This is a genomic window from Streptomyces sp. NPDC054047 (assembly GCF_055585065.1).
The window spans coordinates 163400-185628 of the sequence record NZ_JBVJKV010000006.1; the positions used below are offsets into that span (position 1 = coordinate 163400).

At 70.8% G+C, this 22229-nt stretch carries 20 protein-coding genes and 1 pseudogene; 12 read left to right on the forward strand and 9 right to left on the reverse strand.

What is annotated here, in order from left to right:
• The first annotated feature begins 68 nt into the window (after positions 1 to 68).
• On the forward strand, positions 69 to 2048 hold the full coding sequence (locus tag ACZ6ZP_RS23065) for a recombinase family protein (protein WP_469408183.1): 1980 nt from the start codon (positions 69 to 71) through the stop codon (positions 2046 to 2048).
• Here ACZ6ZP_RS23065 and ACZ6ZP_RS23070 read toward each other — a convergent pair.
• Positions 2026 to 3030, reverse strand: a pseudogene (locus ACZ6ZP_RS23070) (amino acid permease); the annotation flags it as partial. The gene ACZ6ZP_RS23065 and the pseudogene ACZ6ZP_RS23070 overlap by 23 nt on opposite strands.
• 123 nt (positions 3031 to 3153) lie before the next feature.
• The gene (locus ACZ6ZP_RS23075) at positions 3154 to 3615 is read right to left on the reverse strand and encodes a universal stress protein (RefSeq protein WP_351164136.1); all 462 of its coding nucleotides are present in this window, start codon (positions 3613 to 3615) and stop codon (positions 3154 to 3156) included.
• Between the two features lie 147 nt (positions 3616 to 3762).
• Between ACZ6ZP_RS23075 and lysX the strand changes: the two genes are divergently transcribed.
• Positions 3763 to 7065 carry a bifunctional lysylphosphatidylglycerol synthetase/lysine--tRNA ligase LysX gene (lysX, locus tag ACZ6ZP_RS23080; RefSeq protein WP_469408185.1) on the forward strand — a complete coding sequence of 1101 codons (3303 nt, stop codon included), beginning with the start codon at positions 3763 to 3765 and terminating at the stop codon, positions 7063 to 7065.
• A 93-nt stretch (positions 7066 to 7158) separates the two neighbouring features.
• Positions 7159 to 8004, forward strand: a complete 846-nt coding sequence (locus ACZ6ZP_RS23085) for a polysaccharide deacetylase family protein (RefSeq protein WP_469408187.1) — start codon at positions 7159 to 7161, stop codon at positions 8002 to 8004.
• Positions 8005 to 8072: 68 nt separating this feature from the next.
• Here the strand turns inward: ACZ6ZP_RS23085 and ACZ6ZP_RS23090 are convergent, their stop codons facing one another.
• Positions 8073 to 8729, reverse strand: a complete 657-nt coding sequence (locus ACZ6ZP_RS23090) for a class F sortase (RefSeq protein WP_351164140.1) — start codon at positions 8727 to 8729, stop codon at positions 8073 to 8075.
• A 350-nt stretch (positions 8730 to 9079) separates the two neighbouring features.
• On the opposite strand from ACZ6ZP_RS23090, the gene ACZ6ZP_RS23095 reads away from it, so the two are divergent.
• Complete coding sequence (locus tag ACZ6ZP_RS23095) at positions 9080 to 9583, forward strand: hypothetical protein (protein ID WP_383821509.1); 504 nt, start codon at positions 9080 to 9082, stop codon at positions 9581 to 9583.
• A gap of 289 nt (positions 9584 to 9872) precedes the next feature.
• On the opposite strand, the gene ACZ6ZP_RS23100 is transcribed toward ACZ6ZP_RS23095, so the two are convergent.
• Together ACZ6ZP_RS23100 and ACZ6ZP_RS23105 are read right to left on the reverse strand one after the other, a co-directional pair.
• On the reverse strand, positions 9873 to 10427 hold the full coding sequence (locus ACZ6ZP_RS23100; RefSeq protein WP_351164143.1) for a hypothetical protein: 555 nt from the start codon (positions 10425 to 10427) through the stop codon (positions 9873 to 9875).
• Between the two features lie 255 nt (positions 10428 to 10682).
• The gene (locus tag ACZ6ZP_RS23105; RefSeq protein WP_469408191.1) at positions 10683 to 11045 is read right to left on the reverse strand and encodes a DUF6223 family protein; all 363 of its coding nucleotides are present in this window, start codon (positions 11043 to 11045) and stop codon (positions 10683 to 10685) included.
• Positions 11046 to 11316: 271 nt separating this feature from the next.
• On the opposite strand from ACZ6ZP_RS23105, the gene ACZ6ZP_RS23110 reads away from it, so the two are divergent.
• Together ACZ6ZP_RS23110 and ACZ6ZP_RS23115 are read left to right on the forward strand one after the other, a co-directional pair.
• Complete coding sequence (locus tag ACZ6ZP_RS23110) at positions 11317 to 12441, forward strand: sensor histidine kinase (protein ID WP_469408193.1); 1125 nt, start codon at positions 11317 to 11319, stop codon at positions 12439 to 12441.
• Positions 12438 to 13103 (forward strand): response regulator transcription factor, encoded by a 666-nt coding sequence (locus ACZ6ZP_RS23115; RefSeq protein WP_351164147.1) that lies wholly within the window; start codon positions 12438 to 12440, stop codon positions 13101 to 13103. The genes ACZ6ZP_RS23110 and ACZ6ZP_RS23115 overlap by 4 nt, the downstream gene beginning before the upstream one ends.
• Positions 13104 to 13140: 37 nt before the next feature.
• Here the strand turns inward: ACZ6ZP_RS23115 and ACZ6ZP_RS23120 are convergent, their stop codons facing one another.
• Together ACZ6ZP_RS23120 and ACZ6ZP_RS23125 are read right to left on the reverse strand one after the other, a co-directional pair.
• Positions 13141 to 13359 (reverse strand): hypothetical protein, encoded by a 219-nt coding sequence (locus tag ACZ6ZP_RS23120; RefSeq protein WP_351164149.1) that lies wholly within the window; start codon positions 13357 to 13359, stop codon positions 13141 to 13143.
• A gap of 275 nt (positions 13360 to 13634) precedes the next feature.
• Complete coding sequence (locus tag ACZ6ZP_RS23125; protein ID WP_351164150.1) at positions 13635 to 13964, reverse strand: ArsR/SmtB family transcription factor; 330 nt, start codon at positions 13962 to 13964, stop codon at positions 13635 to 13637.
• Between the two features lie 160 nt (positions 13965 to 14124).
• Here ACZ6ZP_RS23125 and ACZ6ZP_RS23130 point away from each other — a divergent pair, with 160 nt between their 5' ends.
• Both ACZ6ZP_RS23130 and ACZ6ZP_RS23135 read left to right on the forward strand, forming a co-directional pair.
• Positions 14125 to 14838 (forward strand): SDR family oxidoreductase, encoded by a 714-nt coding sequence (locus ACZ6ZP_RS23130; RefSeq protein WP_469408196.1) that lies wholly within the window; start codon positions 14125 to 14127, stop codon positions 14836 to 14838.
• A 104-nt stretch (positions 14839 to 14942) separates the two neighbouring features.
• A complete protein-coding gene (locus ACZ6ZP_RS23135; protein WP_361474603.1) occupies positions 14943 to 15584 on the forward strand; it encodes an HAD family hydrolase in 642 nt (213 codons plus the stop codon).
• Positions 15585 to 15638: 54 nt separating this feature from the next.
• On the opposite strand, the gene ACZ6ZP_RS23140 is transcribed toward ACZ6ZP_RS23135, so the two are convergent.
• Together ACZ6ZP_RS23140 and ACZ6ZP_RS23145 are read right to left on the reverse strand one after the other, a co-directional pair.
• Positions 15639 to 16403 (reverse strand): bestrophin-like domain, encoded by a 765-nt coding sequence (locus ACZ6ZP_RS23140; RefSeq protein WP_469408197.1) that lies wholly within the window; start codon positions 16401 to 16403, stop codon positions 15639 to 15641.
• Positions 16404 to 16417: 14 nt separating this feature from the next.
• Positions 16418 to 16546 (reverse strand): hypothetical protein, encoded by a 129-nt coding sequence (locus ACZ6ZP_RS23145; RefSeq protein WP_351164155.1) that lies wholly within the window; start codon positions 16544 to 16546, stop codon positions 16418 to 16420.
• 663 nt (positions 16547 to 17209) lie between these two features.
• Between ACZ6ZP_RS23145 and ACZ6ZP_RS23150 the strand changes: the two genes are divergently transcribed.
• The 4 genes from ACZ6ZP_RS23150 to ACZ6ZP_RS23165 all read left to right on the forward strand — a co-directional run bounded on the left by ACZ6ZP_RS23150 (position 17210) and on the right by ACZ6ZP_RS23165 (position 22227).
• Positions 17210 to 18208, forward strand: coding sequence for an SCO0930 family lipoprotein (locus ACZ6ZP_RS23150; protein WP_361473603.1), 999 nt, complete (start codon positions 17210 to 17212; stop codon positions 18206 to 18208).
• Between the two features lie 306 nt (positions 18209 to 18514).
• Positions 18515 to 19327 (forward strand): SAM-dependent methyltransferase, encoded by an 813-nt coding sequence (locus tag ACZ6ZP_RS23155; protein ID WP_351164157.1) that lies wholly within the window; start codon positions 18515 to 18517, stop codon positions 19325 to 19327.
• Positions 19324 to 21459: a putative bifunctional diguanylate cyclase/phosphodiesterase gene (locus ACZ6ZP_RS23160; protein ID WP_351164159.1), complete on the forward strand. Its 2136-nt coding sequence runs from the start codon at positions 19324 to 19326 to the stop codon at positions 21457 to 21459. Before ACZ6ZP_RS23155 ends, ACZ6ZP_RS23160 begins: the two co-directional genes overlap by 4 nt.
• A 9-nt stretch (positions 21460 to 21468) precedes the next feature.
• Positions 21469 to 22227, forward strand: a complete 759-nt coding sequence (locus ACZ6ZP_RS23165) for a VOC family protein (RefSeq protein WP_469408199.1) — start codon at positions 21469 to 21471, stop codon at positions 22225 to 22227.
• Positions 22228 to 22229 lie beyond the last annotated feature (2 nt).

Sequence of the window (22229 nt, forward strand, 5' to 3'; positions counted from 1 at the left end):
AATCCTGGGCATACTGTGACCAGTTGACCGACCGCAGGAATTGCCCCGCCCGGCGTGAAAGGGCTGACATGACGCAGGCTCTCACGAGTGCAGTCGAGACAGCCGCACGGAGCGTACGGCCCGGCCAGCTCCGCGCAGTCATCTACGCACGGGTCAGCACGGAGGAGCAGGTCAAGGGCTACGGCATCGGTGCGGGCGTCAAGCGCTGCCTGCGCTATATCGAAAAGAAGGAATGGTTCTTCGTCGACACGTTCGCAGACGAAGGAGTACCCGGATCGCTGCCCTGGGATGAGCGCCCCGACCTGAAGCGTCTGATGGAAATGGCGCAGCAGACGCCCTGCCCTTTCGACGTCGTCGTAGTCCCGGAAGGCCGCGTGATCGGCCGCGTCGACAAGGCCTACTACCCCTGGGTGTGGGGGTTGGAAAAATACGACGTCTTCGTGGCTGACGCCAAGCTGGACATCGACAACACCACCGACGAAGGCCGCGACAAGATGCGCGAGGAGGCGAACTACGCCTTCAAGGAGTACACGCGCATTCGCAGCCGCACGCAGAGCGGCATGCAGGAACATGCCGAAGACGGCGGATACACAGGTGGCTATGTCCCCTTCGCCTACCGCGTTGCGAACCGGGGGAAGAAGAAGGAGAGCAGGCTTGTCCCCGACGAATGCGAGCACGACCGGAAGTGCACCCGGTGCACGGAAGCGGGCGTGGCCCGGCGGGGCCGGGATCTGTTCGTGGCGCACCGGAACTATGAGCGGGCAGCTGAACTGCTGAACGCCGAGGGCCTGTTCACCCGGAGCGGCGTTCCGTGGTCCGGCAGGAACCTGCACAACATCCTGATGGGCGACGCCCTTCTGCGGTCGCGGGTCGTGTTCCGCAAGAAGTCGAAGGCGAAGCTGGCGCGCGACGGTGAACCGCTGTGGGGGCCGGAAGTCGTCATCAGCCTGCCGCCGGTCTTCACCGACCAGGAGAAGGAAGAGCTGAAGGCTGCCGACAAGCTGACATCCAAGGGGCCCTCTCAGGGGCGGGGGCGGGTGTATCCGATCAGTGGTCGGTTCATCTGTCTGTGCGGAGGCACCTACACAGGATGGAACCCCACCGGGAAGCGCAACCCCAAGTACCGCTGCAACGAGGGGGGACCCCAATGCAAGCTGGTGCCTGCCGAGGCCATGGAGAAGGATGTCTGGCGCAGGGTGCTCGCAGCCCTGAGCGACCTGGAGCGGCTGAAGAAGGTGGCGGCGGACTGGGTCAGTGCGGCTGCCGAACGAGATGTGAACTTCGAGGACCGCATTGCAGAGCTGGACGCCAGAATCGAGCGGCAGCAGAAGGTCATCAAGGTGACGCGCACCGTCGCCATCGGTGAGGCCCTTGACCGGGGGCTGGATGAGGCGGGGGCCGTCGCGGCGGCGGCCGAGGCTGTCCGTCCGCTCAACAAGCAGCTGGCCGACACGGAGGGCCTGCGGGCGCAGACTACCGAGTGGCAGAAGGAGGCTGCGGAAGCGGCCATGCGGGCCGATGACCTGATGACCCTGGCCAGGGCGGCGCAGGAGCGCTTTGGAAAACTGCCGCTGGAGAAGCAGTCCCGGCTCCTGGAGCTGCTCAAAGCCGAGGTGACGGTGACGCAGAAAGCACCGCAGGGCAAAGGTGGTGTCCGGTGCTCACTGATCGCCTGGTTCCGGGACAACGGCTACCTGGTACCGGAGCTGACCGACGAAGCGTGGGCCCGGGTGAAGAGGATCGTCCCCGCAGCCGCGGGCCGCGACCCGCGCAAGGCCCTGGCGGGAATGCTGGAAAAGGTCCGCACAGGTGTGGCCTGGGCCAAGCTCCCTCGGGAGTACGGGGACGGCGGGGCGCTGAGGAAAGTCTGCCTGGAATGGATGCCGGACGTCTGGCCGGCCGTGATGGGCGAGCTGAAAGAACTCGGGGGCGCAGAGCCGTTCGACCCTGCCCCGATCCCGGAGACGTCGGTCCGGTTGTGGGTGATCCCGGAACTGCTGCTCGGGAACAATGCTCACCTTGACGCATGCGCGCGACACCGAGCATGAAGGTGAACATCACGGTGAGGATGCCGATGATCGCGCCGACCGCGATGACGTCGGCGAGACCGCCGAGTCCCACCGACTTGAACGCGGTGGAGAATCCGCTCTCCGGGTCGATGTCCTTGTAGTTCTGCATGCCCGTCAGGACCAGGCAGGCCAGGACGTACAGGACCATCGAGATCGCCAGCGAGTAGAGGATCGCCTTCGGCATGTGGCGCTGCGCGTCCTTGGACTCCTCGGCCGCCGTGCTCATGGCGTCGTAACCGAACACGGCGAAGAAGACCGTGGCCGCGCCCGTGAACGCGCCGCTGACGCCGAAGGGGAAGAACGGCTCGTAGTTGCCGGTGTTGATGTGGAAGAACCCGACCGCGATCACCACGAGCACGACGATGACCTTCAGCACGACCACGATCATCTCGAAGCGCGCCGCGTTCTTGATGCCCAGGGTCAGCAGATAGGCGATGAGCAGGCAGAGCACGGCGGCGAACAGGTCGACCTTGTGGCCGTCCCCGGTGCCGGGCGCCCCCAGCATCCAGTTGGGCAGCTGGGCGCCCATGTCGTTGAGGAGGAAGTTGAAGTAGCCCGAGATGCCGATCGCGACCACCGCCACGATCGCCGTGTACTCGAGCAGCAGGTCCCAGCCGATGAACCAGCCGGTGAGTTCGCCGAGCACGACATAGCCGTACGTGTACGCCGATCCGGCCTTCGGGATCAGGCCCGCGAACTCGGCGTACGAGAAGGCCGCGGCGGCGCTCGCGACACCGGCGATGAGGAAGGAGATGAGGACGGCGGGCCCGGCCGTGCCGTTGGCCACCGTCCCGGCGAGGGTGAAGATACCGGCGCCGATGATGCCGCCGACGCCGATCGCGGTGAGCTGCCAGAGGCCGAGCGAGCGGGCGAGTCCGCCGCCCTCCGCGCCTTCGGTCTCATCGATGCTTTCGATGGGCTTGCGGCGCATGACGCCCTGCCCCATCCGGAGTCCCGCCATGAGCTCCACCTTTTCGCAGACGGCAGTCGGCTGATGGCGGATCATGATGGCGCAGGCATGCGCATGACGGAAGACGCCACACCCCTCGCACCGGTGAGGGTTCAGCACTCTGGCGGGTGCGGGTTACGGCACCACGGTGACGGGCCAGCGGCCCGCCTTGACCAGGCGTACCGCGACCGAGCCGACGATACGGTGGCCCGCCTGCTCGGAGGCGCCGACGACCACGGCGTCGGCCTTGAGGTCGTCCGCGGCGGTGACCAGACCGCTGAAGGGGTCGCCGCGGAAGGTGTGGAACTCCCAGCGCACGTCGAATATGTCCTTCACCCGCTCGGCCGCCTCCCTGATCTCGGTGATCAGCCCCTCCGCGATCTCGTCGGTCGTCTCGGCCACCGGAGCGCCGAGGGCGGCGCCCGCGGCCATCACCGGCTGGACGTAGACGACGGCGAGCAGCGCGTGCTGCCGCCGCGCCAGACCCCCGGCATATGCCGCGGCCCGGAGCGAGGAGTCCGAACCGTCGACACCGACGACGATCACCTTCGGCCCGTCGGTACCGCGTTCGAACTGGTGGGAGTGGTCTTCAGTCACGCCGAGAGGCTATCGGAGGCGGTCGGCCGCCCTCGTCGAGGGCGGGCGTTCCGTGAGGGGCACGAGGCCCGGCCGCCGGGCGCCGAGATCCGAGGCGGGACCAGGCCTCGACGAGCGGGCCGGCCGAGGCCTTCCTAGGGTCGGTCCATGAGCACCAGCGTGCAGAGCCAGGGGCCAGCGCCGCAGCGGGGTGCGAGAGACCGCTTCCTGAGACACGTGCCGGAAGGCTTCGCCACCTTCTTCGGCACCCTGGGCCTCTTCTGCGCGATCCTCGCGATCATCGGCCCACTGCGCCACCTCCTGCGCCCGGTGGTCCGCGTCCTGGACCTCCTCACGGTCCCAGTGAGCCCCAACCTCGCGTACGCCGTCTTCCTCTTCCTCCTCGCGGCGGCGACGGCGGCCCGCAAGAAGGTCGCCTGGTGGCTCGTCATCGTCTACCTGGGCCTCCTCCTCGCCTTCGACGTGCTCGGCATCGCCCTCGGCTACTGGGCGGACTCGCTGCCCTCGCTCATCGTCTGCGGCATCGCCTTCGTCCTGCTGGTCCTGGCCCGCAAGGAGTTCTCCGCGGACTCCCGCAGGGGCGCCGTCCGGCGGGCCGTCCTCGTGCTCGTCGCGGGCCTCGCCGTGGCGATCCTGGTCGGCTGGGGGCTCGTCGCGCTCTTCCCGGGTACGTTGCCGCGCGGCGAGGCCCTGCCGTGGGCGGCGAACCGGGTCTGCGGCGGGCTCTTCACCGGCCACGACTACTTCGACGGCAGGCCCCCGCGCGCCCTGCACTTCTGGCTCGGCCTCTTCGGCGCCCTCGCCCTCCTGAACGCCGCCGCGGCGCTCTTCCGCTCCCAGCGCATGGAAGCCGCCCTGCACGGCGACGAGGAACCCCGCATCCGTGCGCTCCTTGGCACCTACGGAGCCCAGGACTCGCTCGGCTACTTCGCCACCCGGCGCGACAAGGCCGTCGTCTTCTCGCCCAGCGGCAAGGCCGCCGTCACCTACCGCGTCGAGGCGGGCGTCTGCCTGGCCAGCGGCGACCCCGTCGGCGACCGCGAGGCCTGGCCGCACGCGATCGGCGCCTGGCTGGACGTGGCCCGGCAGTACGCCTGGGCGCCCGCGGTGATGGGCGCCTCCGAGGAGGGCGCCACCGCGTACGCACGCTCCGGGCTCGGCGCCCTCCAGCTCGGCGACGAGGCGATCCTGCACGTCGCGGACTTCGACCTGGACGGCCGCGACATGCGCGTCACGCGGCAGGCGGTGAACCGCGTCCGCCGCACCGGCGCCACCACCCGCATCCGCCGCCACTCCACCCTCACCGACGAGGAGATGGAGGAGATCATCGACAAGGCGGACGCCTGGCGGGACACCGAGACCGAGCGCGGCTTCTCCATGGCACTCGACCGGCTCGGCGACCCCGAGGACGGCGACTGCCTGCTCGTGGAGGCCCTGGACGCCGACGGCCGGCTCATCGCCCTGCTCTCGCTCGTCCCCTGGGGCAAGGACGGCATCTCGCTCGACCTGATGCGCCGCGACCGGGCGACCGCGCCCAACGGCGTGATGGAGTTCATGGTCGCCGAACTCTGCGCGGGCGCGGGCAAGTCCGGGGTGCGCCGCATCTCCCTGAACTTCGCCGTGTTCCGCTCGGTCTTCGAGGAGGGCGCCCGCATCGGCGCCGGACCCGTCCTGCGGCTGTGGCGCAAGCTGCTGCTCTTCTTCTCCAAGTGGTGGCAGCTCGAAGCGCTCTACCGCTCCAACGCCAAGTACCACCCCGAGTGGTACCCCCGCTTCATCTGTTACGGCGACGCCGGAGCCCTCGCCCGCATCAGCCTCGCCTCGGGCATCGCGGAGGGCTTCGTCTCCGTGCCCTCGCTGCGCACGCTCTGGGGCAAGGGCCACAAGCCCAGGGGCGTCACCAAGCCCACGAGCACGGCGGGCCTCCCGCCGATCTCCGCCCTCGGCCTCGCGGGACAAGAGGGCGCCGCGGACGCCGACCCGCTGGCCGCGCTGCCCGACCAGGTCCGCATCCGCCACCGCAAGCTCGACCGGCTGCGCGCCGACGGCGTCGATCCCTACCCCGTGGGCCCGGCGCCGCGCACCCACACCCTCGCCGACGTGACGCCCGCCCTGACGGGCGAGCAGGTCACGGTCGCGGGCCGCGTCATGCTCGTACGCGACTTCGGCGGGGTCGTCTTCGCCGTCCTGCGCGACTGGTCCGGCGACCGTCAACTCGCCCTGACCCGTGACCGGTCGGGGCCGGACGTCCTGGGCCGCTTCACCTCCGGCACCGACATCGGCGACCACATCACCGCCACCGGCACGGTCGGCGCCAGCGACAAGGGCGAACTCACCGTCTTCGTCACCGGCTGGCAGCTCACCGGCAAGTGCCTGCGCCCGCTGCCCGACAAGCACCGCGGTCTGGCCGACCCCGAGGCCAAGGTCCGGCGCCGCTATCTCGACCTGGTCGCGAGCCCCGGCGCCCGCGACGTCGTCCGGGCCCGCTCCACCGCCGTACAGGCACTGCGCCAGGGCCTGTTGGACCGCGGCTATCTCGAGGTCGAGACCCCGATGCTCCAGCAGATCCACGGCGGCGCCAACGCCCGCCCCTTCACCACCCACATCAACGCCTACGACCTCGACCTGTATCTGCGCATCGCGCCCGAGCTGTATCTGAAGCGGCTCTGCGTCGGCGGCATGGAGAAGGTCTTCGAGATGGGCCGCACCTTCCGCAACGAAGGGGTGAGCTACAAACACAACCCCGAGTTCACGATGCTGGAGGCCTACCAGGCGTTCGCCGACTACGACGTGATGCTCGACCTCACCCGCGCACTCATCCAGGGCGCCGCCACCGCCGCCTTCGGCGCACCCGTCGCCCGCAAGGCCGACGAGGACGGGCGGCTCACCGAGCACGACATCTCCGGGCCCTGGCCGGTCAAGACGGTCTACGGCGCGATCTCCGAGGCGCTGGGCGAAGAGGTCGACGCGGACACCCCGCTGCCGGGGCTGCACCGCCTCTGCGACCGCGCCCACGTCCCGTACCAGGCGGACGACGGCCGCGGTGACGTCGTACTGGAGATGTACGAGCGCCTCGTCGAGGAGAAGACGACGCTGCCCACCTTCTACAAGGACTTCCCGACCGACGTCTCCCCGCTGACCCGCCAGCACCGCACCGACCCGCGCCTCGCCGAGCGCTGGGACCTGGTCGCCTTCGGCACCGAACTGGGCACCGCCTACTCGGAGTTGACCGACCCCGTCGAGCAGCGCCGCCGCCTCACCGCGCAGTCGCTGCTCGCCGCCGGGGGAGACCCGGAGGCCATGGAACTGGACGAGGACTTCCTCGACGCCCTGGAGTACGCGATGCCGCCCACCGGCGGGCTCGGCATCGGCGTCGACCGGCTCGTCATGTTCCTCACCGGCCTGACGATCCGGGAGACGCTGCCCTTCCCGCTGGTGCGCCGCCGCTGACCCCCTCGCTCCTGCTGGTCCCATCGGGTGCTTTCGCGGCCCGCCGTGGTGTTGGTGGTCCGCGTCGGCCTTCCGCCATGTGACTGATTAGTCATGAAAAAGGATCAGATGACTCCAGGGCGTCGCGCACTCCTGCGCGGCGCCGCTGTCTTCGGTCTGGCCGCGACCGCCGGTTGCGCGGGTACGGAGCGGCCGAGCACGCCAGGTCCCACGGCCTCCAGCGGCGCCGCGGCCGGTGGCCCGCCCGCCGCACGCGCCCTCAAGCCCTCCGCGTACCGCCTGCAGCCCATGGCGGGCAACGGCCCGCCGCGTGCCGCGCGCGTCGTGCCGCGCGTCCGCAAGGCGCCGATCCTGCGCATGGACGGACAGGGCCGCAGCATGGTGCTGACCTTCGACGACGGACCCGACCCCCGCTACACGCCGGGCATCCTGCGCACCCTGCGCCGGTACGACGTGCGTGCGATGTTCTTCGTCTGCGGCGAGATGGCCGTCGACAACAAGGACCTGCTGCGCGAGATGGTCGACGACGGGCATGTGATCGGCAATCACACCTGGACGCATCCGCTGCTTCCGAAGATGAGCCGGAGCGCGATGCGCGAGGAGATCGAGCGCACCTGCGAGGTGGTCGAGGAGGCCGTGGGCGAACCTCCCGCCTGGTTCCGCGCCCCCTACGGGGCCTGGAACCGCAACGCCTTCCAGCTGGGCGCCGACCTGGGCATGGAGCCGCTCGCCTGGACCGTGGACACCCTGGACTGGACCGAGCCGGGCACCCGCACGATCATCCGGCGGGTACGGGCCGGCGCGGCACCCGGAGTCGTCGTGCTCTCGCACGACGCGGGCGGCGACCGCACCCAGAGCGTGGAAGCCCTGCGGACATATCTGCCCGAGCTCATCGACTCGGGTTACCGCATCACCGTGCCGAGCCGCTTCGGAATCTAGCGATGTAGCCGGAATGCAGGGAGGGTATTTCGCCCGCCCGGTGCCGTGTTCCGCCGACGTCTTCGTCGTCAGCGCACGTCCACCAGGCGGGCGAAAACGACGACGTTCCCGTCGTATCCGGCCTGTTTGGAGAATCCGCCGCCGCAGGTGATGACGCGGAGTTCCGCAGCGCCCTTGTCGCTGTAGACGCGGCTTCCCGGGAAATTGTCCTTCTCGAACACTTCAATGCCGTAGATCTCGAAGACCGCGGTCTGCCGGTCCCTGCGCAGGACCTCGACCTTGTTTCCCTTCTTCAGCGAGCCCAGGCCGTAGAAGACGGCGGGCCCCTGCTCGTTGTCCACATGGCCGACGATCACGGACGTGCCCTTCTGGCCCGGCGAGACGGCTCCGGTGAACCAGCCGGCGAGGTTCGGGTCCTGCGCCGGCGGCGCGTCCACCCAGCCCTCCGCGTCGAGCCCGACGGGCATGACCGGCGCGTCCACCCGGATGCCCTTGATACCCACGCGCTGGGCGGGGGAGTACGTCAGCGGCGCGACGCCCTGTCCCGCCTCGTCGGGCGCCTGGTCCGCGGCGGCGGCCGACGCCGGCTGGGGCGGACCCACATCGAATTCCCCTGAGCCATTCCGGATCAGCGCGAGGCCGGTCAGCAGAACAAGCGCCATCGCGCCCCACGGCGCGCGCTTCTTCTGCTGTTCCTCCTCATCGGCCGGTTGGGACGAAGGCATTCTCAGATCCCCTCTCAACGCGGCATTCGAACCGCGTCCGTTGCGCGTACAAGAACGCTAAACGCGGCGCACGCGGCGGGCGACAGAGCGGGAGCGAACGGGTGGCGCCCATACCGGGCATGCGCCATCCGAGTCGAGGACGGCAGGAAATTTCTGACGGTCCGTGACCTGCGGCAATATCGGCTTGTACGTCCGCGCTTCGGCGTGTCGCCTCACCAGGACGGCCGATCGCCGAAATGCGGGTCTGTGCAGGGCATCTGAGGGTCTGTTTGGGAGGCGCTCTCGCCGATCGACCGGGGACGGTTACCCCGGGGCGTCTTCCGCGGAGGATTCACATGCGTACTTCTCGTATGCGCACCACTCGTGCCCTCGCGGTCGCAGTCACCGCGGGTGCCGTCGTCGGCCTCGCCGCCCCGACGGCATCGGCCTGGGCCGATCCGTCCAACATCGTCGCCATGCCGAGCGTGATTCCCCGAGGGGGGCAGCTGACGGTCACGGTCGACGGCTCGGCCTGCTCGACCCACGGCAGCAAGATCACGTCGGACGCGTTCCCCGACACCAACCTGAAGTCCATGGGCGCCGGTACGGCGAGCGCGAACCCCACGATCCACCATCACGCCAGCCCGGGGGCGCACAGCATCACCGTCCACTGCGGCACGAGCGCGCCCCTCACCAAGCCCAACGCGTTCACCGTCATCCACGGTGGTGTCCGCGGCGGTCTGGGCGGCAGCAGCAACACCGGTGCGACCAGCACCGACATGGCGATCGGCGGGGTGCTGGTGGCGGCCGCCGTGGTCGGTGGCGGGGTGTTCTGGATGCGCCGGCGCTCGGAGAACGCGGGGCGCGGCATCTGACCGCGCTCCCGATACCGGCAGGCTCGTCACCGGCAGGCCCGTCACTCGCACGTCGGGCACCGGCACGTCGGCCACGCGTAGGCCGGCACTCGTATGCGGGCGCTCGTACGGCGGGTGCTCGTACGTCGGGTGTGCACCGTTCCGCCTCCTGTCCGACCGGCGCGTCCCCCCTTCCGCGCCGGTGCCGGTCACGGGGCGGTCCGTGCCCACCCGCACACCGCCGCCCGGTCGCCCGCTGAGCTCAGCGGGCGACCGGGCGGCGGTGTGTACGGCGCCGTGCGGGGGTGGGTCAGGACTTGCCGTCGCCGGTGCGGCGGCGCGTCCAGTAGTACGCGGTGCCGAGCGTGCCCACGATGAGGGCGCCGCCCAGGGCGATCTCGTGCAGGTCGAGCCCGCCGAGGCTGCCGCCGACACCGGCCTTCACGCCTCGGTGGACGGGGGCGGTCGGGTGCGAGGTGTGGTGGGTCGGGTGTGAGGTCGGGCGGCCCGTGGCGATGGTGAGGTCCGTGGTCCCCGTCTCGCCCTTGCAGTCGAAGGTCACCTCGTACATCGCGCCGGGTTTGGCGTCGGGGAAGACCATCGCGGAGACGGATTGCTGACCTTTGGGGATGTGGGCGTCGTCGAAGACGCCGGAGGTCACCTTGGCGTCGCCCTCGCAGCCGTCCACGCTGAGCTGGACCTGGCCGCCCGCGGCGATCGTGGACGGGGTGACGCGGAAGCCGAACGAGGTGATGTTGTTGTTCGTGTCGTTGTCGTCCGCGACGGCCGCGGAAGCGGTGGAGGCGGTGAGGGTCAGGGCGGTGGCGGCGAGCAGAGTGGCCGAGGCGACGCGTATCGCGCGCATGATCATTCCTCCGGGTCTCCGAGGAGCAGCCGCGGACCTTCTTCCGCTTTCACCTGATATGCACCTCGATGCCGGAAACGCTAGGCAGGGACTCGCGCGCCCGCGATCGCAGTCGCGCGAACGGGGCAACGATGTGGGCCGGACAGGGGAACGGGGCGGGGTGTCGCCGGGGTGATGACGGGGATTCAGCGGTGGGGCGTGTAGCGGGGGAGGTGCGGGCCGTGGGTCCGGCGACCGGGACCCGGCAGCGGGCGGTCAGCCCGTCGATGCGGTGCGGCCGCAGCGCGCAAGCGCCAGTCCGCCGAGGGCCGTGCCGCCCAGTCCCACCACTATGGCGACGATGGCCCCGGCCCGCCCGTTGCCGGTGCCGAAGCCGCCGGTCGTGGTGGCCAGATGCAGGCCTCCGAGGGCCACGCCGATCAGTCCCATCGCCATGGCCGCCCCGGCCCACCTCCGTCCGTCTCCGATGCTGATGCGACCGGCGGAACGGGCGAGGGCAAGGCCGCCGACGGCCACGCCGGCCAGCGCCACCACCGCGGCGAGGACGGCCCCGGCCCGTCCGTTGCCGGTGCCGAGATCCCCGGCGGCGGCCATCATCAGGGCTGCTGATGCGCTCATGTCCTGCTCCTCTTCCGTGCTCTCGTTTCCGACGCGTGGATGTGCGGATGGCGTCGATGTGTGGATGGCGTCGATGTGTGGCTGCGGACCGAGCATGGCCGCCGGCTCCCGTGCCGGTCGTCCAGCAGGCGCGGACACTTCGTGCTGCCGCAGACGGGGCGTCCTGCTGCCGCGGATGCCGCAGGAGGCGCCGAAGTACCGCGTGCGCGGTAGGCGGTCGGTCATCCGTGGGCCGGACTCCCCCGCGCCGGCCTCTGGCTAAGGTGCGCCCATGGGTTCAGGACGGTGGGGCGTACGGGCCGAGGTCAGAGACCGGGTGGTCGCGGTCTGCGTGGCGGCGGTGCTGTCGATCGCCGGGCGGTCCGCACATCAGGGCGGCGCGGATCTCGACGTGCTCGGCCAGGTGCTGTTGGCGGCCGGTGGCCTGGCGCTGGCCGCGGGCCGCCGGGCTCCGGTTCCCGTCCTGGTCGTCACAGGGCTGTGCGCGGTGGGATACCAGGCGGCCGGTTTCGACGTGCCCGCCGTCGCGTATCTGTTCGCGGTGTACGCCGCGATGCGGGCGGGGCACCGCATCGTCACGGTGGCGGCGAGCGTGACCATGCTGGCCGCTCTCCCGCTCGCAGCCCTGGTCTCGCTGCACGACGTGGGCGCGGCGTTCGCGCAGGCCCGCGGCGCCCTGGAGGTGGCCTGGCTGGTCGCGGCCGGGGCCGCGGGCGAAGCGCTGCGGCAGGCCGAGCGGCGGGCGGACGAGGCCGAGCGCACCCGGGAGGAGACCGCGCGGCGCCGTGCCGACGAGGAGCGGCTCCACATCGCGCGGGAGCTGCACGACTCGCTCACCCACCAGATCTCGGTCATCAAGGTGCAGTCGGAAGCGGCCGTCCACGTGGCCCGCAAGCGCGGCGAGGAGGTGCCGGAAGCCCTCCTCGCGATCCGGGACGCGGGCCGTGAGGCGACCCGGGAGCTGCGGGCGACCCTGGAGGCGCTGCGTGACGACGGCAAGGCCCCGCCGCGAGGGCTCGACGACGTACCGGAACTGGTGGAACGGGCGCGCGGCAACGGCCTGGACGCGGCCCTGACGATCGAGGGGGAGCGGCACGACGTGCCGACCGCGGTGGCCAGGACCGCCTACCGGATCGTTCAGGAGTCGCTCACCAACATCGCCAGGCACGCTTCGGCCGCCACGGCGTCGGTGCGGATCGACTACCTCCCTCACGCCCTGGGCATACGGATCGACGACGACGGCAGAGCCACCCGGGAGGCCGCCCCGGTGCCCGGCGTCGGGCTGCTGGGGATGCGCGAACGGGTGAGTGCCCTCGGCGGCAGCCTGCGCGCGGAACCGCGCGTCGAGGGCGGCTTCAGCGTCCACGCCGAACTCCCCGTGGACCGGGTGTCGTGATCCGCGTCCTGCTGGTCGACGACCAGCCGCTCCTGCGCAGCGGCTTCCGCGCGCTCCTGGACATCGAGGACGACATCGAGGTGGTGGCCGAGGCCGCCGACGGTCAGGAGGGCCTGGCCCTCGCCCGGCTGCACCTGCCCGACATCGCCCTCGTCGACATCCAGATGCCGGTCGTCGACGGCATCGAGGCGACCCGGCTCATCGCCGCGGACCCGGCCCTGGCCGGGGTGCACGTCGTCATCCTGACCAACTACGGCTTCGACGAGTACGTCTTCGACGCGCTGCGCGCCGGCGCAGCGGGGTTCCTCGTCAAGGACATCGTGCCGGAGGACCTGCTGCACGCCGTCCGCGTCGCGGCGCGGGGCGACGCCCTGCTCGCACCGTCGATCACCCGCAAGCTGATCGACCGGTACGTCGCCCAGCCGCCTCACACCGTCCGGGGCGACAGGGAGCTGAAAGGGCTGACCCATCGCGAGCGCGAGGCCGTCGTACTGGTCGCGCACGGGCTGTCCAACGACCAGATCGCGGACCGCATGGTGATCAGCCCGATGACCGCGAAGACCCACATCAACCGCGCCATGGCCAAGCTCCATGCCCGCGACCGCGCCCAACTCGTGGTCTTCGCCTACGAATCCGGCCTTGTGGCCCCGCCCGGCCGCTGAGACCGGCCGCCCGCGGCCCCGGGTGCGCCCTGGCGGGTCAGGAACCCGTCGCCCACACGTGCGCCCCGCTGCCGCGCCACTCCACGAGGTGCGGGTCGTCCAGGGACATGTCGGCGTCGCCGAGGCCCGCGCGGCGGAGGAATTCCACCAGGTCGCGGTCGTCGTGCGCGACGCCGACGGGCTGGCCGCGCACGGTGATCCGCCGTCCGCCGTCGGGAGCGGGCGGGTGAACGATGATGGGTGTCTGCCAGGTCATGCCACCAGAGTGCGCCGCGCGGGGCCGCGGCGCAGCACGGTTTACGGACCCGTGTGCGAAGCCGGTGTCCGGGAGCCGGGGTAACCGCCGCGCCGATACCCCTCCCAGACGCGCCCGCCTGACGGCGCGGGCACCCCACCGGCCTGCGCACAGCCGGGCGGCCCGGCCCGGGCAACTGCCTCGCCTCGTCCCTCAGTCGGGCGCCGAGCCCGTCCCGGAATCGCCTGGCGGACGAACCACCGCCGACTGGTGGCCCAACTGGGCCGCACCGCCCGTCAATCGGCCGTCGCGTCCGTGAGTGTGGGGGCCGTGGCGGCGAGTACCGCGTCGAGGAGGCCGGGGAAGCGGGCGTCGAGGTCGGCGCGGCGCAGGGCCACGGCCTTGTAGCGGCCCACCTTGTGTTCCCGGGTGATCCCCGATTCGCGCAGCACGCGCCAGTGGAAGGTGGCGGTCGCCTTGGTGACCTCCATGGGCAGGCTGCCGCAGGTGCGCTCGCCGTCGGACGCGGCCAGCTCGCGCAGGATGCCGAGCCGGACGGGGTGGCCGAGCGCGGCCAGGACGTCCTCGACGAGCAGCTGGTCACGGTGCGGGTGGTACGTCGCCATGCTTCGACTGTACGGCGTATCTCGTACTAGGGCGATTGCCCCACTTGTCCGTTTCATCGGCCTACTGTACGTTGAATGTCGTACCGACGTACCGACGTACCGAGTACTGACGTACCGACGTACGGACCTGCGCCCCTCTTCCCGCACCTGGAGAACCGCCGTGAGCACCGCCCCCGCCGCCCCCACAGCCATCGTCACCGCCGCCGGTTCCGGCATAGGCCGGGGTATCGCCACCGAACTCGCCGAGGCGGGCTATCGCCTCTCGCTCCTCGACATCGACCCCGCGATCGGGGACTTCGCCCGCGAGCTCGGCGCCATCGCCACGGTGGGCTCCCTCACCGCCCCCGACGACCTGGCCCGCCTGGTGGACACCACCCTCGGGAGCTACGGCCGGATCGACGCCGTCGTCAACGGCGCAGGCCACGCCAGGAACGACGCACTGCTCGCGGTCACCGACCAGGACTGGCACGACGGCCTGGACATGCTGCTCCTGAGCGTCGTGCGCATGGCCCGGCTCGTCACCCCGCACATGGAGGCGGCGGGCAAGGGCGCCTTCGTCAACCTCTCCTCGTACACGGCCTTCGAGCCGATGGGGATCATCCCGGTCAACTCCGCCCTGCGCTCGGCCCTGACCAGCTTCACCAAGCTGTACGCCGACCAGTACGCGGCCAAGGGCATCCGCATGAACAGCCTCATGCCCGGCTACGTCGACAGCTGGCCCGAGGACCCCGACTTCCTCGCCAGGATTCCCGCGGGCCGCTACGCCACCACCCGGGAGATCGGAAAGCTCGCCCGCTTCCTGGTCTCGGACGACGCCGCGTACGTCAACGGCGAATCCATCCGCATCGACGGCGGCGCCGCCCGCTCCCTGTGAGGGGCCCGCCGACCAGGCCGATCACCGTGGCGTACATGTGAACTCCCTGCGGGTCGCGGGCTCGCACGGCCGGTCGGGCCCGGTGGCGCCATAGGCTGGGCCCGATGATTGAGACCGTCGTGTTCGACGTGGGGGAGACCCTCACCAAAGATGACCGCTACTGGGCGTCCTGGGCCGACTGGCTCGGCGTGCCCCGTCACACCGTCTCCGCGCTCGTGGGAGGTGTCGTCACGCGGGGCCGCGACAATGCCGAAGCGCTGCGGCTGCTGAGCCCGGACATAGACGTCGCCGCCGCCTACAGCGCCCGGGAGGTCGCGGGGCGCGGTGAGCACCTGGCCGAGACCGACCTCTACCCCGATGTGCGTCCCGCCCTCGGCGGGCTGCGCAAACAGGGGCTGCGCGTCGTCATCGCGGGGAACCAGACGCATCGCGTGGGCGAACTGCTGCGCGGCCTGGATCTGCCCGCCGATCTCGTGGCCACCTCGGGCGAGTGGGGTGTGGCGAAGCCGGATCCGTCGTTCTTCGCCCGGGTGGTCGAGGCGGCGCAGAGCGCGCCGGAGCGGACGCTGTACGTCGGCGACCATCCCGCGAACGACATCTACCCGGCGAAAGCGGCCGGGCTGCGCACGGCGCACATCCGGCGCGGGCCCTGGGGGCACTGGTGGGCCGACGACCCGGCCGTGGTCGAGGCCGCGGACTGGCGGATCGACTCCCTCACCCAGGTCGCCTCGATCATCGCTGAATGAGTGTCAGCAGGGCGGCTCCACCGTGCCTTTGAGGCCGGTGGAGCCGCCCTTCCCTCATTTTCCGAGGTTGTCGAAGAGCGCGCGGAACGGCTCCGGGGTGGCCGCGACGCCGCGGCTGTAGGGGGCGTCGAAGTCCCAGATGAGGAAGAGCAGGAAGGCGATCAAGGCCGAGAACAGCCCCGCGAGGATGAGTTCGCGCGGCGTGCGGCGGATCTGCAGGGCGAAGATCATGCCGACGGTGACCAGACCGCCGGTGATCAGACCGAACCAGACGACGCCGGGCATGGTGGCCCCGGCACTGTCGCCGCGCTGGTTGCGCGCGTCGGACGCGGCCGCGACCGCGTCGACGAGCGGCTGGTAGGCCTGGGCCTCGAAGTCGGACTTGGGCTGGTAGTCGGTGACGTCGTGGCGTACGCGGGTGAGGAGTTCGGCACCGCGGTCGGTGAGTTCACCGTGGTCGGCCATGGAGTCCCACTCGGTGGTGACGACATGGCTGACATAGGCGTGCACGCCCGTGCGGATGCGGTCGCGGACGTCGGCCGGATAGACCCGCGCCCGCTCGGACACCTCGTGCAACGCCTGGGCCTCGGCGTGCACATGGTCCTGGGCGACGCTGCGCGCCTCCCAGACACCGGCGATGGCCAGGCCGAGGACGATGGCGTACACCACGCCGATCATCATCGTCATGTACTCGATGACGTCAGGAGTCTCCGAGGCGTCGTAGTCCGGGCTCGTCCTGCGGTGCCGCAGAACGGTGACGACGAGGACGACGCCGCACGCGGCGGCCATCGCGAGGGTGAGAACAAGCCATTCCGACATGGGACCTCCGACGGTCAGCGAGGCCGCAGGGCGGCGACGGCGAGCACCGCGGGTGCGGTGACGAGCAGGGTGAGCGAGACCAGGGACGGGCCGCTGCGGGGCGGCGGTTTACGCGGAGTGATGCGGTACTTGGGGTAACTCACCGGCTTCGGCGAGATCTTGGGGGCGGGGGCAGGCGTGGGGGTCGGTTTCGGTTTCGGCTCCGGGCTCGGGGTCGCGCTCGGGGGTGGTGGCGGCGGGGGTGGCGGAGGCGGCGCGGGCTTGGCCGGGGCCGGGCGCGCGAGCGGGGGCGGCGGGGGAGGGGGCTCCGGCGCCGGTGCCGGTGGCTCCGGACGCGGCGGTGGGGCCGGAGCGGGCGGCGGTGGCGGAGGAGGCGGAGGAGGCTTGGGGCGGTGTGTGGGGCCCGCCCTGCAGGTCACTCCGTCGCCCGCGACCGCCACCGCGTCGCCGCCGGGAGCGTCACCGATCGAGGCGTAGGCGCAACTGTCGAAGGGGGCGGTGGCCGAGACCGCGGAGGCCGCCGGTGAACCGAACAGCCAGGCCAGCACCATCAGCGCGGTTAAGCGTGTGACCAGGCCGGATGAGGCCCTAGAGGATCCATGCACGACAAGGATCATCGGCAGCGCGTCGCCCTGCCACGCTGCCGCCACCCTCCTCATACCCGAAGGGAGGAGACGCCGGGCGCGGGATTGACGAACAAAAGAATCTTGAACGCGGGTTGAACGCATCAGCTGTTCCCACCCGTACCTAGGGCCATGCGTGACGCACTCAGCGGCGCGACACCCAAGCGACAGCGGGAGTTAGAAATGCGGCATCCATCAGGGAGTTCCTTCCGGGCCTGGCGGAGCGCCTCGCTCGTGGCGACAGCTGCGGCCATGCTGGCGCTGACGACGGCGTGCGGTCAGGAGAAGGGGGACCAGTCGCCGAACGGACAGAACGTCGGCAACCAGGCCCCGGCCAAGGGAGACGGGTACGGGGCGGGGAGCGACGGATACGGCGCCGACACCGGCGACGCGAAGGAGGGCGCGGGGAAGGCGAAGGCCGCCGGCCAACTCGCCGTCTGGGACAGCAAGAAGCTCGGCAAGGTCGTCACCGACAGCGAGGGCCGCACGCTCTACCGCTTCGACAAGGACACCGCCGAGCCCCCCAAGTCGAACTGTGACGGCGCCTGTGCCACGACCTGGCCCGTCGCGTCCCCCGAGGGAGCGGCCGCCCCGCCCGGAGTGGACAAGTCCCTGCTCGGCGAGGTCACCCGGACCGACGGCAGCAAGCAGCTGACCATCGACGGCTGGCCGATGTACCGGTACGCCAAGGACACCAAGGCCGGTGACGCCAAGGGTCAGGGTGTGGGCGGCACTTGGTACGCGGCGGCCCCCGACGGCAAGAAGGCCGCGCCCGCCGCCGAGGAGGCCGAGCCCCCCGCCGAGACGGCCCCCGTCGACCCGGCAGGACTCTCCACCCGCAAGGACCCCAAGCTCGGGGAGATCGTCGTCGACAAGAACGGCATGACCGTCTACCGCTTCACGAAGGACTCCGCCTGGCCGATGAAGTCCGCCTGCACCGGCGCCTGCCTGGAGAAGTGGCCGGTGGTTCCGCCCGTCGAGAAGAACGACACCAAGGGAATCCTGAAGAAGGGCTTCGTCGTCTTCGATCGCCCCGACGGGCAGCGGCAGCAGACGATCGACTGCTGGCCGATGTACACGTTCTCCGGCGACAAGAAGCCCGGCGACACCAACGGTCAGGGAGTGGGCGGCACTTGGTTCGCGGCCGGCCCGGACGGAAAGGCCGTCGGCGCACCGAAGTAGACGTACGGGAAGCAGACGTACGGGAAATAGGCGTACAGAAGGAGCCTTGCCGAAGCACGAGTTCAGAAGAGGAAGTCCGGCCAAGAAGGGGGTCCTGTCAGAACTACCTCGCGTACGGTCTACCGGTCCGTTCTTTTCCCCTCCCCGGGGAAGGAACGGACCGGTTCTTTGGGTTGATATTCGGCACTTGCCACAGGCAGTGACCGAGAACGGACGACCAATTTCCGTTTTGACTCGCTCCCTTGGCGGACGATCAGTAGCCTCACTTCGAACACCGGCTCGCCTCGCCTACGTCTTGGAGTCCTGATGGAGCGTCCCGCCTGGGCACCGCAGGGCATCGACATCACGATGCCCAGCGTGTCCCGCATCTACGACTATTACCTGGGCGGTTCGCACAACTTCGAGGTCGACCGGGACGCAGCCCGCCGGGCCATGGAGTTCATGCCGGGGCTGCCCAAGATCATGCAGGCGAATCGTGCCTTCATGCGCCGAGCAGTGCGTTTCGCCGTGGCCGAGGGCATCACGCAGTTCCTCGACATCGGTTCGGGCATTCCCACGTTCGGCAACGTCCACGAGGTCGCGCGGCAGGCGCACCCCGAGGCCCGCGTGGTGTACGTCGACCACGACGCGGTGGCCGTCGCGCACAGCCGGGCCGTGCTCGACGGTGACGAGAAAGCGACGGTCCTCGCCGCGGATCTGCGCAAACCGCTGGACATTCTGGGCAGTTCGGAGGTCAACGGACTCCTCGACCTCGACCGGCCGGTCGCCCTTCTCCTCGTCGCCGTCCTGCATTTCGTGGAGGACGCGTACGATCCCTACACAGCGGTCGCCGAGCTGCGGGACGCACTCGCGCCCGGCAGCATGATCGTCCTCACGCACGCCGCGTACGAAGGGATGCCGATCCCCGCCGAGCAGGCCGGCCAGACGGTCGGCGTCTACAAGGACATCCGCAATCCACTGATCATGCGCTCGCGCGAAGAGATCGCGCGGTTCTTCGAGGGATACGACATGGTGGAACCCGGCCTCGTGCCGATGCCGCGCTGGCGGCCCGACACCGCGCCCGAGGAGGAGGATCCGTACGCCTTCTCCGGGCTCGCCGGCGTGGGGCGCAGGGCATGAGCGGGGAACCGGACGGGCCCGAGGGCAGAGTGCGCAGGTTCGCCACCATCTGGAGCCGCGCCATCTTCCCGGTGACGGCGACATCGCTGACCCGTCCCGAGTTCGAGCAGCAACTGGTGCCGTTGGCGCGGAGGTTGCGTGCCGCGCTGCACGAGCGGATCTTCGAGGCGGCCGAGGGCCAGGCGATCGGCGCCGCGCTCGTGGGCACGCACTGCACCGACCCCGAGGCACTGAGCCGCACGCTCGACTGCGTGGACGCCTATCTCGTCCTGTACTGCGGTGACGACGGCCCCCAGGAGGAGTTGCGGGCCCGGTCCGCGCGCCTGCAGCACGCCCTGGCCGCCGGCTTCGCGGCCGCCCTCAGGGAGCGGACCCTCGCCGAGCAGGAGGCGATATCCCGCGCCGCCCTGGACGCCCGCAGTGCCGTGGCCGAAGCCCTGCACGCGAGCGAGGCACGCTTCCGTGCCGTCTTCCACGGCGCGGCGATCGGCATCGGCATAGCCGACCTCACGGGCACGGTCCTGGAGGTGAACGACGCGCTGGTGCGCATGTTCGGCGGCCTGGAGAACCAGGTGCGCGGACGCAACGTCGCGGAGTGGACCCACCCCGACGACTCGCCCCACGTATGGAAGCTCTACGAAGAGCTGGTGCGCGGGGAGCGCGAGCACTACCGCGTCGAGAAGGCCTTCTACCGGCCCGACGGCACCGTCCTGTGGACCAACCTGACCGTCTCGCTGCTGCGTGACGCCGACGGAGTCCCGCAGTACCAGCTGGCGTTGATGGAGGACACCACCGAGCGCCGGCTGCTCAATCTGCGCCTGCGCTACGAGGCCACGCACGACGCGCTCACCGGCCTGCCGAACCGCACCCTGTTCTTCGAGCGCCTGGAGAAGGCCCTCGCGGCGGGCGACGGCGCACGGTTCGGGCTCTGCTATCTCGACCTGGACGGCTTCAAGACCGTCAACGACAGCCTCGGGCACGCGGCGGGCGACCGGCTCCTCGTCGAGGTCGCCGACCGGCTCCAGTCCTGCGCCACCGCGCCCGGCGAGATGGTCGCCAGGCTCGGCGGCGACGAGTTCGTGGCGCTGACCACAGGCCGGCACACCGAGGTCGAGGTCGACGACCTCGCCGGGCGCATCATGCACGCGCTGTCCACGCCCATCCGCGTGGAGGGCCGCGAGCTGACCGTGCGCGGCAGCATCGGCATCGTCGAGGGCCCGGCCGGGGAGCGCGGCGCGGCGGAGGTGCTGCGCAGCGCGGACATCACGATGTACCGCGCGAAGTCCGCGGGCGGCAACCGCTTCGAGCTCGCCGACCCCGAGGCCGACGCCCGCGCCATCACCCGGCACGGGCTGACCACCGCGCTGCCCGCGGCCCTGGAGCGCGGCGAGTTCTTCATCGAGTACCAGCCCCTCGTGCACCTCGGCGACGGCAGCGTGCGCGGCGCCGAGGCGCTGGTGCGGTGGCTGCATCCGCAGCACGGCGTCATCGGCCCGGACCGCTTCATCCCGCTCGCCGAGCACACCGGTCTGATCGTGCCGCTCGGTCGCTGGGTCCTGGAGGAATCGGTCCGCCAGGCCCGCACCTGGGAGGCACGGCACAAGGACGCCGGGCCGCTGCGCGTGAACGTGAACCTCTCGCCCATGCAGCTGACCCACCCCGGCCTGGTCTCGGACACGGTGGAGATCCTGGAGCGTGCCGGGCTCGAACCGGGCGCCCTGTGCCTGGAGGTGACCGAGTCCGCGCTGATCGGCGCCGACGACGACCTGCTCAAGCCGCTGCGGCGGCTCGCCGAGATGGGCGTGGACATCGCGCTCGACGACTTCGGCACCGGCTACTCGAACCTCGCCAACCTGCGCCGCCTGCCGGTGAGCATCCTCAAGCTCGACCGCTCCTTCACGCAGGGCATGCAGCACTTCCCGGCCGACCCCGTCGACCTGAAGATCGTCGAGGGGATCGTCGCGCTCGCCCACAGCCTGGACCTCGCGGTCACCGTCGAGGGCGTCGAGACGGGCGCCCAGGCGGACCAGCTGCGAGAGTTGGGCTGCGACACGGCGCAGGGCTGGTACTACGCACGGCCTGGCCCGCCGGACCAGCTGCACGAACTGGCGCTGGCCGACGCGACGAGCTGAGGAGCACGGATGTCCTCCGGAGAGATCCAGTGGGTGTACGCCTTCGTGGACCGGCCCAAGGACCGGTTCGTGCGGGCGCACGCCTTCTGGACGGCGGTCACCGGGACGCGGCTCTCCGCGTTCCGCGGCGACGAGGCGCAGTTCGTGACCCTCCTGCCGGAGGGCGCCGACGCCTTCCTGAAGGCGCAGGCGGTCGACGGCCCCGGGGGCGCGCACCTCGACTTCTCCGTGGCGGACGTACCCGCCAAGGCGCGCGAGGCCCGCGCGCTCGGGGCGACCCCGGTCCACGCGGAGGAGGGCCTTGAGGTCCTGCGCTCCCCGGGTGGGCAGCTGTTCTGCGTGGTGGAGTGGCAGGGCGAGCGGGTCCGCCCCGAGCCGCTCGTCGCGCCCGACGGGACCACGATCCGTCTGGACCAGGTGTGCCTCGATGTGCCGCCGGCGGTGTGGGAGGCGGAGAAGAGGTTCTGGCCCGCCTTCACGGGGTGGTCCGACCGCCCGGGTTCACGCCCCGAGTTCCACCTCGTCGACCCGACCCCGCACCTGCCGGTCCGGATCCTGCTCCAGCGCCTCGACTCGGACGGGCCCGCCGGGGCCCACCTGGACTTCTCCTGCTCCGACCCGGACGCGGACCGCGTCCGGCACGAGGGTCAGGGTGCCGAGAGCGTGTGGCGGGGCCCGCACTGGATCGTGATGCGAGACCCGGCGGGCGGCACGTACTGCCTGACGATCAGGAACCCCGAGACGGGCGGTCTGCCTTCCGCCCGTTAGGC

Bases quoted from the DNA above. Each gene is read 5' to 3' on its own strand.
- ACZ6ZP_RS23065 (WP_469408183.1), top strand. From the start codon at position 69: ATGACGCAGGCTCTCACGAGTGCAGTCGAGACAGCCGCACGGAGCGTA.
- lysX (WP_469408185.1), top strand. From the start codon at position 3,763: ATGAGCACCAGCGTGCAGAGCCAGGGGCCAGCGCCGCAGCGGGGTGCG.
- ACZ6ZP_RS23085 (WP_469408187.1), top strand. From the start codon at position 7,159: ATGAAAAAGGATCAGATGACTCCAGGGCGTCGCGCACTCCTGCGCGGC.
- ACZ6ZP_RS23090 (WP_351164140.1), bottom strand. From the start codon at position 8,729: ATGCCTTCGTCCCAACCGGCCGATGAGGAGGAACAGCAGAAGAAGCGC.
- ACZ6ZP_RS23095 (WP_383821509.1), top strand. From the start codon at position 9,080: ATGCGCACCACTCGTGCCCTCGCGGTCGCAGTCACCGCGGGTGCCGTC.
- ACZ6ZP_RS23100 (WP_351164143.1), bottom strand. From the start codon at position 10,427: ATGCGCGCGATACGCGTCGCCTCGGCCACTCTGCTCGCCGCCACCGCC.
- ACZ6ZP_RS23105 (WP_469408191.1), bottom strand. From the start codon at position 11,045: ATGAGCGCATCAGCAGCCCTGATGATGGCCGCCGCCGGGGATCTCGGC.
- ACZ6ZP_RS23110 (WP_469408193.1), top strand. From the start codon at position 11,317: ATGGGTTCAGGACGGTGGGGCGTACGGGCCGAGGTCAGAGACCGGGTG.
- ACZ6ZP_RS23120 (WP_351164149.1), bottom strand. From the start codon at position 13,359: ATGACCTGGCAGACACCCATCATCGTTCACCCGCCCGCTCCCGACGGC.
- ACZ6ZP_RS23125 (WP_351164150.1), bottom strand. From the start codon at position 13,964: ATGGCGACGTACCACCCGCACCGTGACCAGCTGCTCGTCGAGGACGTC.
- ACZ6ZP_RS23135 (WP_361474603.1), top strand. From the start codon at position 14,943: ATGATTGAGACCGTCGTGTTCGACGTGGGGGAGACCCTCACCAAAGAT.
- ACZ6ZP_RS23140 (WP_469408197.1), bottom strand. From the start codon at position 16,403: ATGTCGGAATGGCTTGTTCTCACCCTCGCGATGGCCGCCGCGTGCGGC.
- ACZ6ZP_RS23150 (WP_361473603.1), top strand. From the start codon at position 17,210: ATGCGGCATCCATCAGGGAGTTCCTTCCGGGCCTGGCGGAGCGCCTCG.
- ACZ6ZP_RS23155 (WP_351164157.1), top strand. From the start codon at position 18,515: ATGGAGCGTCCCGCCTGGGCACCGCAGGGCATCGACATCACGATGCCC.
- ACZ6ZP_RS23160 (WP_351164159.1), top strand. From the start codon at position 19,324: ATGAGCGGGGAACCGGACGGGCCCGAGGGCAGAGTGCGCAGGTTCGCC.
- ACZ6ZP_RS23165 (WP_469408199.1), top strand. From the start codon at position 21,469: ATGTCCTCCGGAGAGATCCAGTGGGTGTACGCCTTCGTGGACCGGCCC.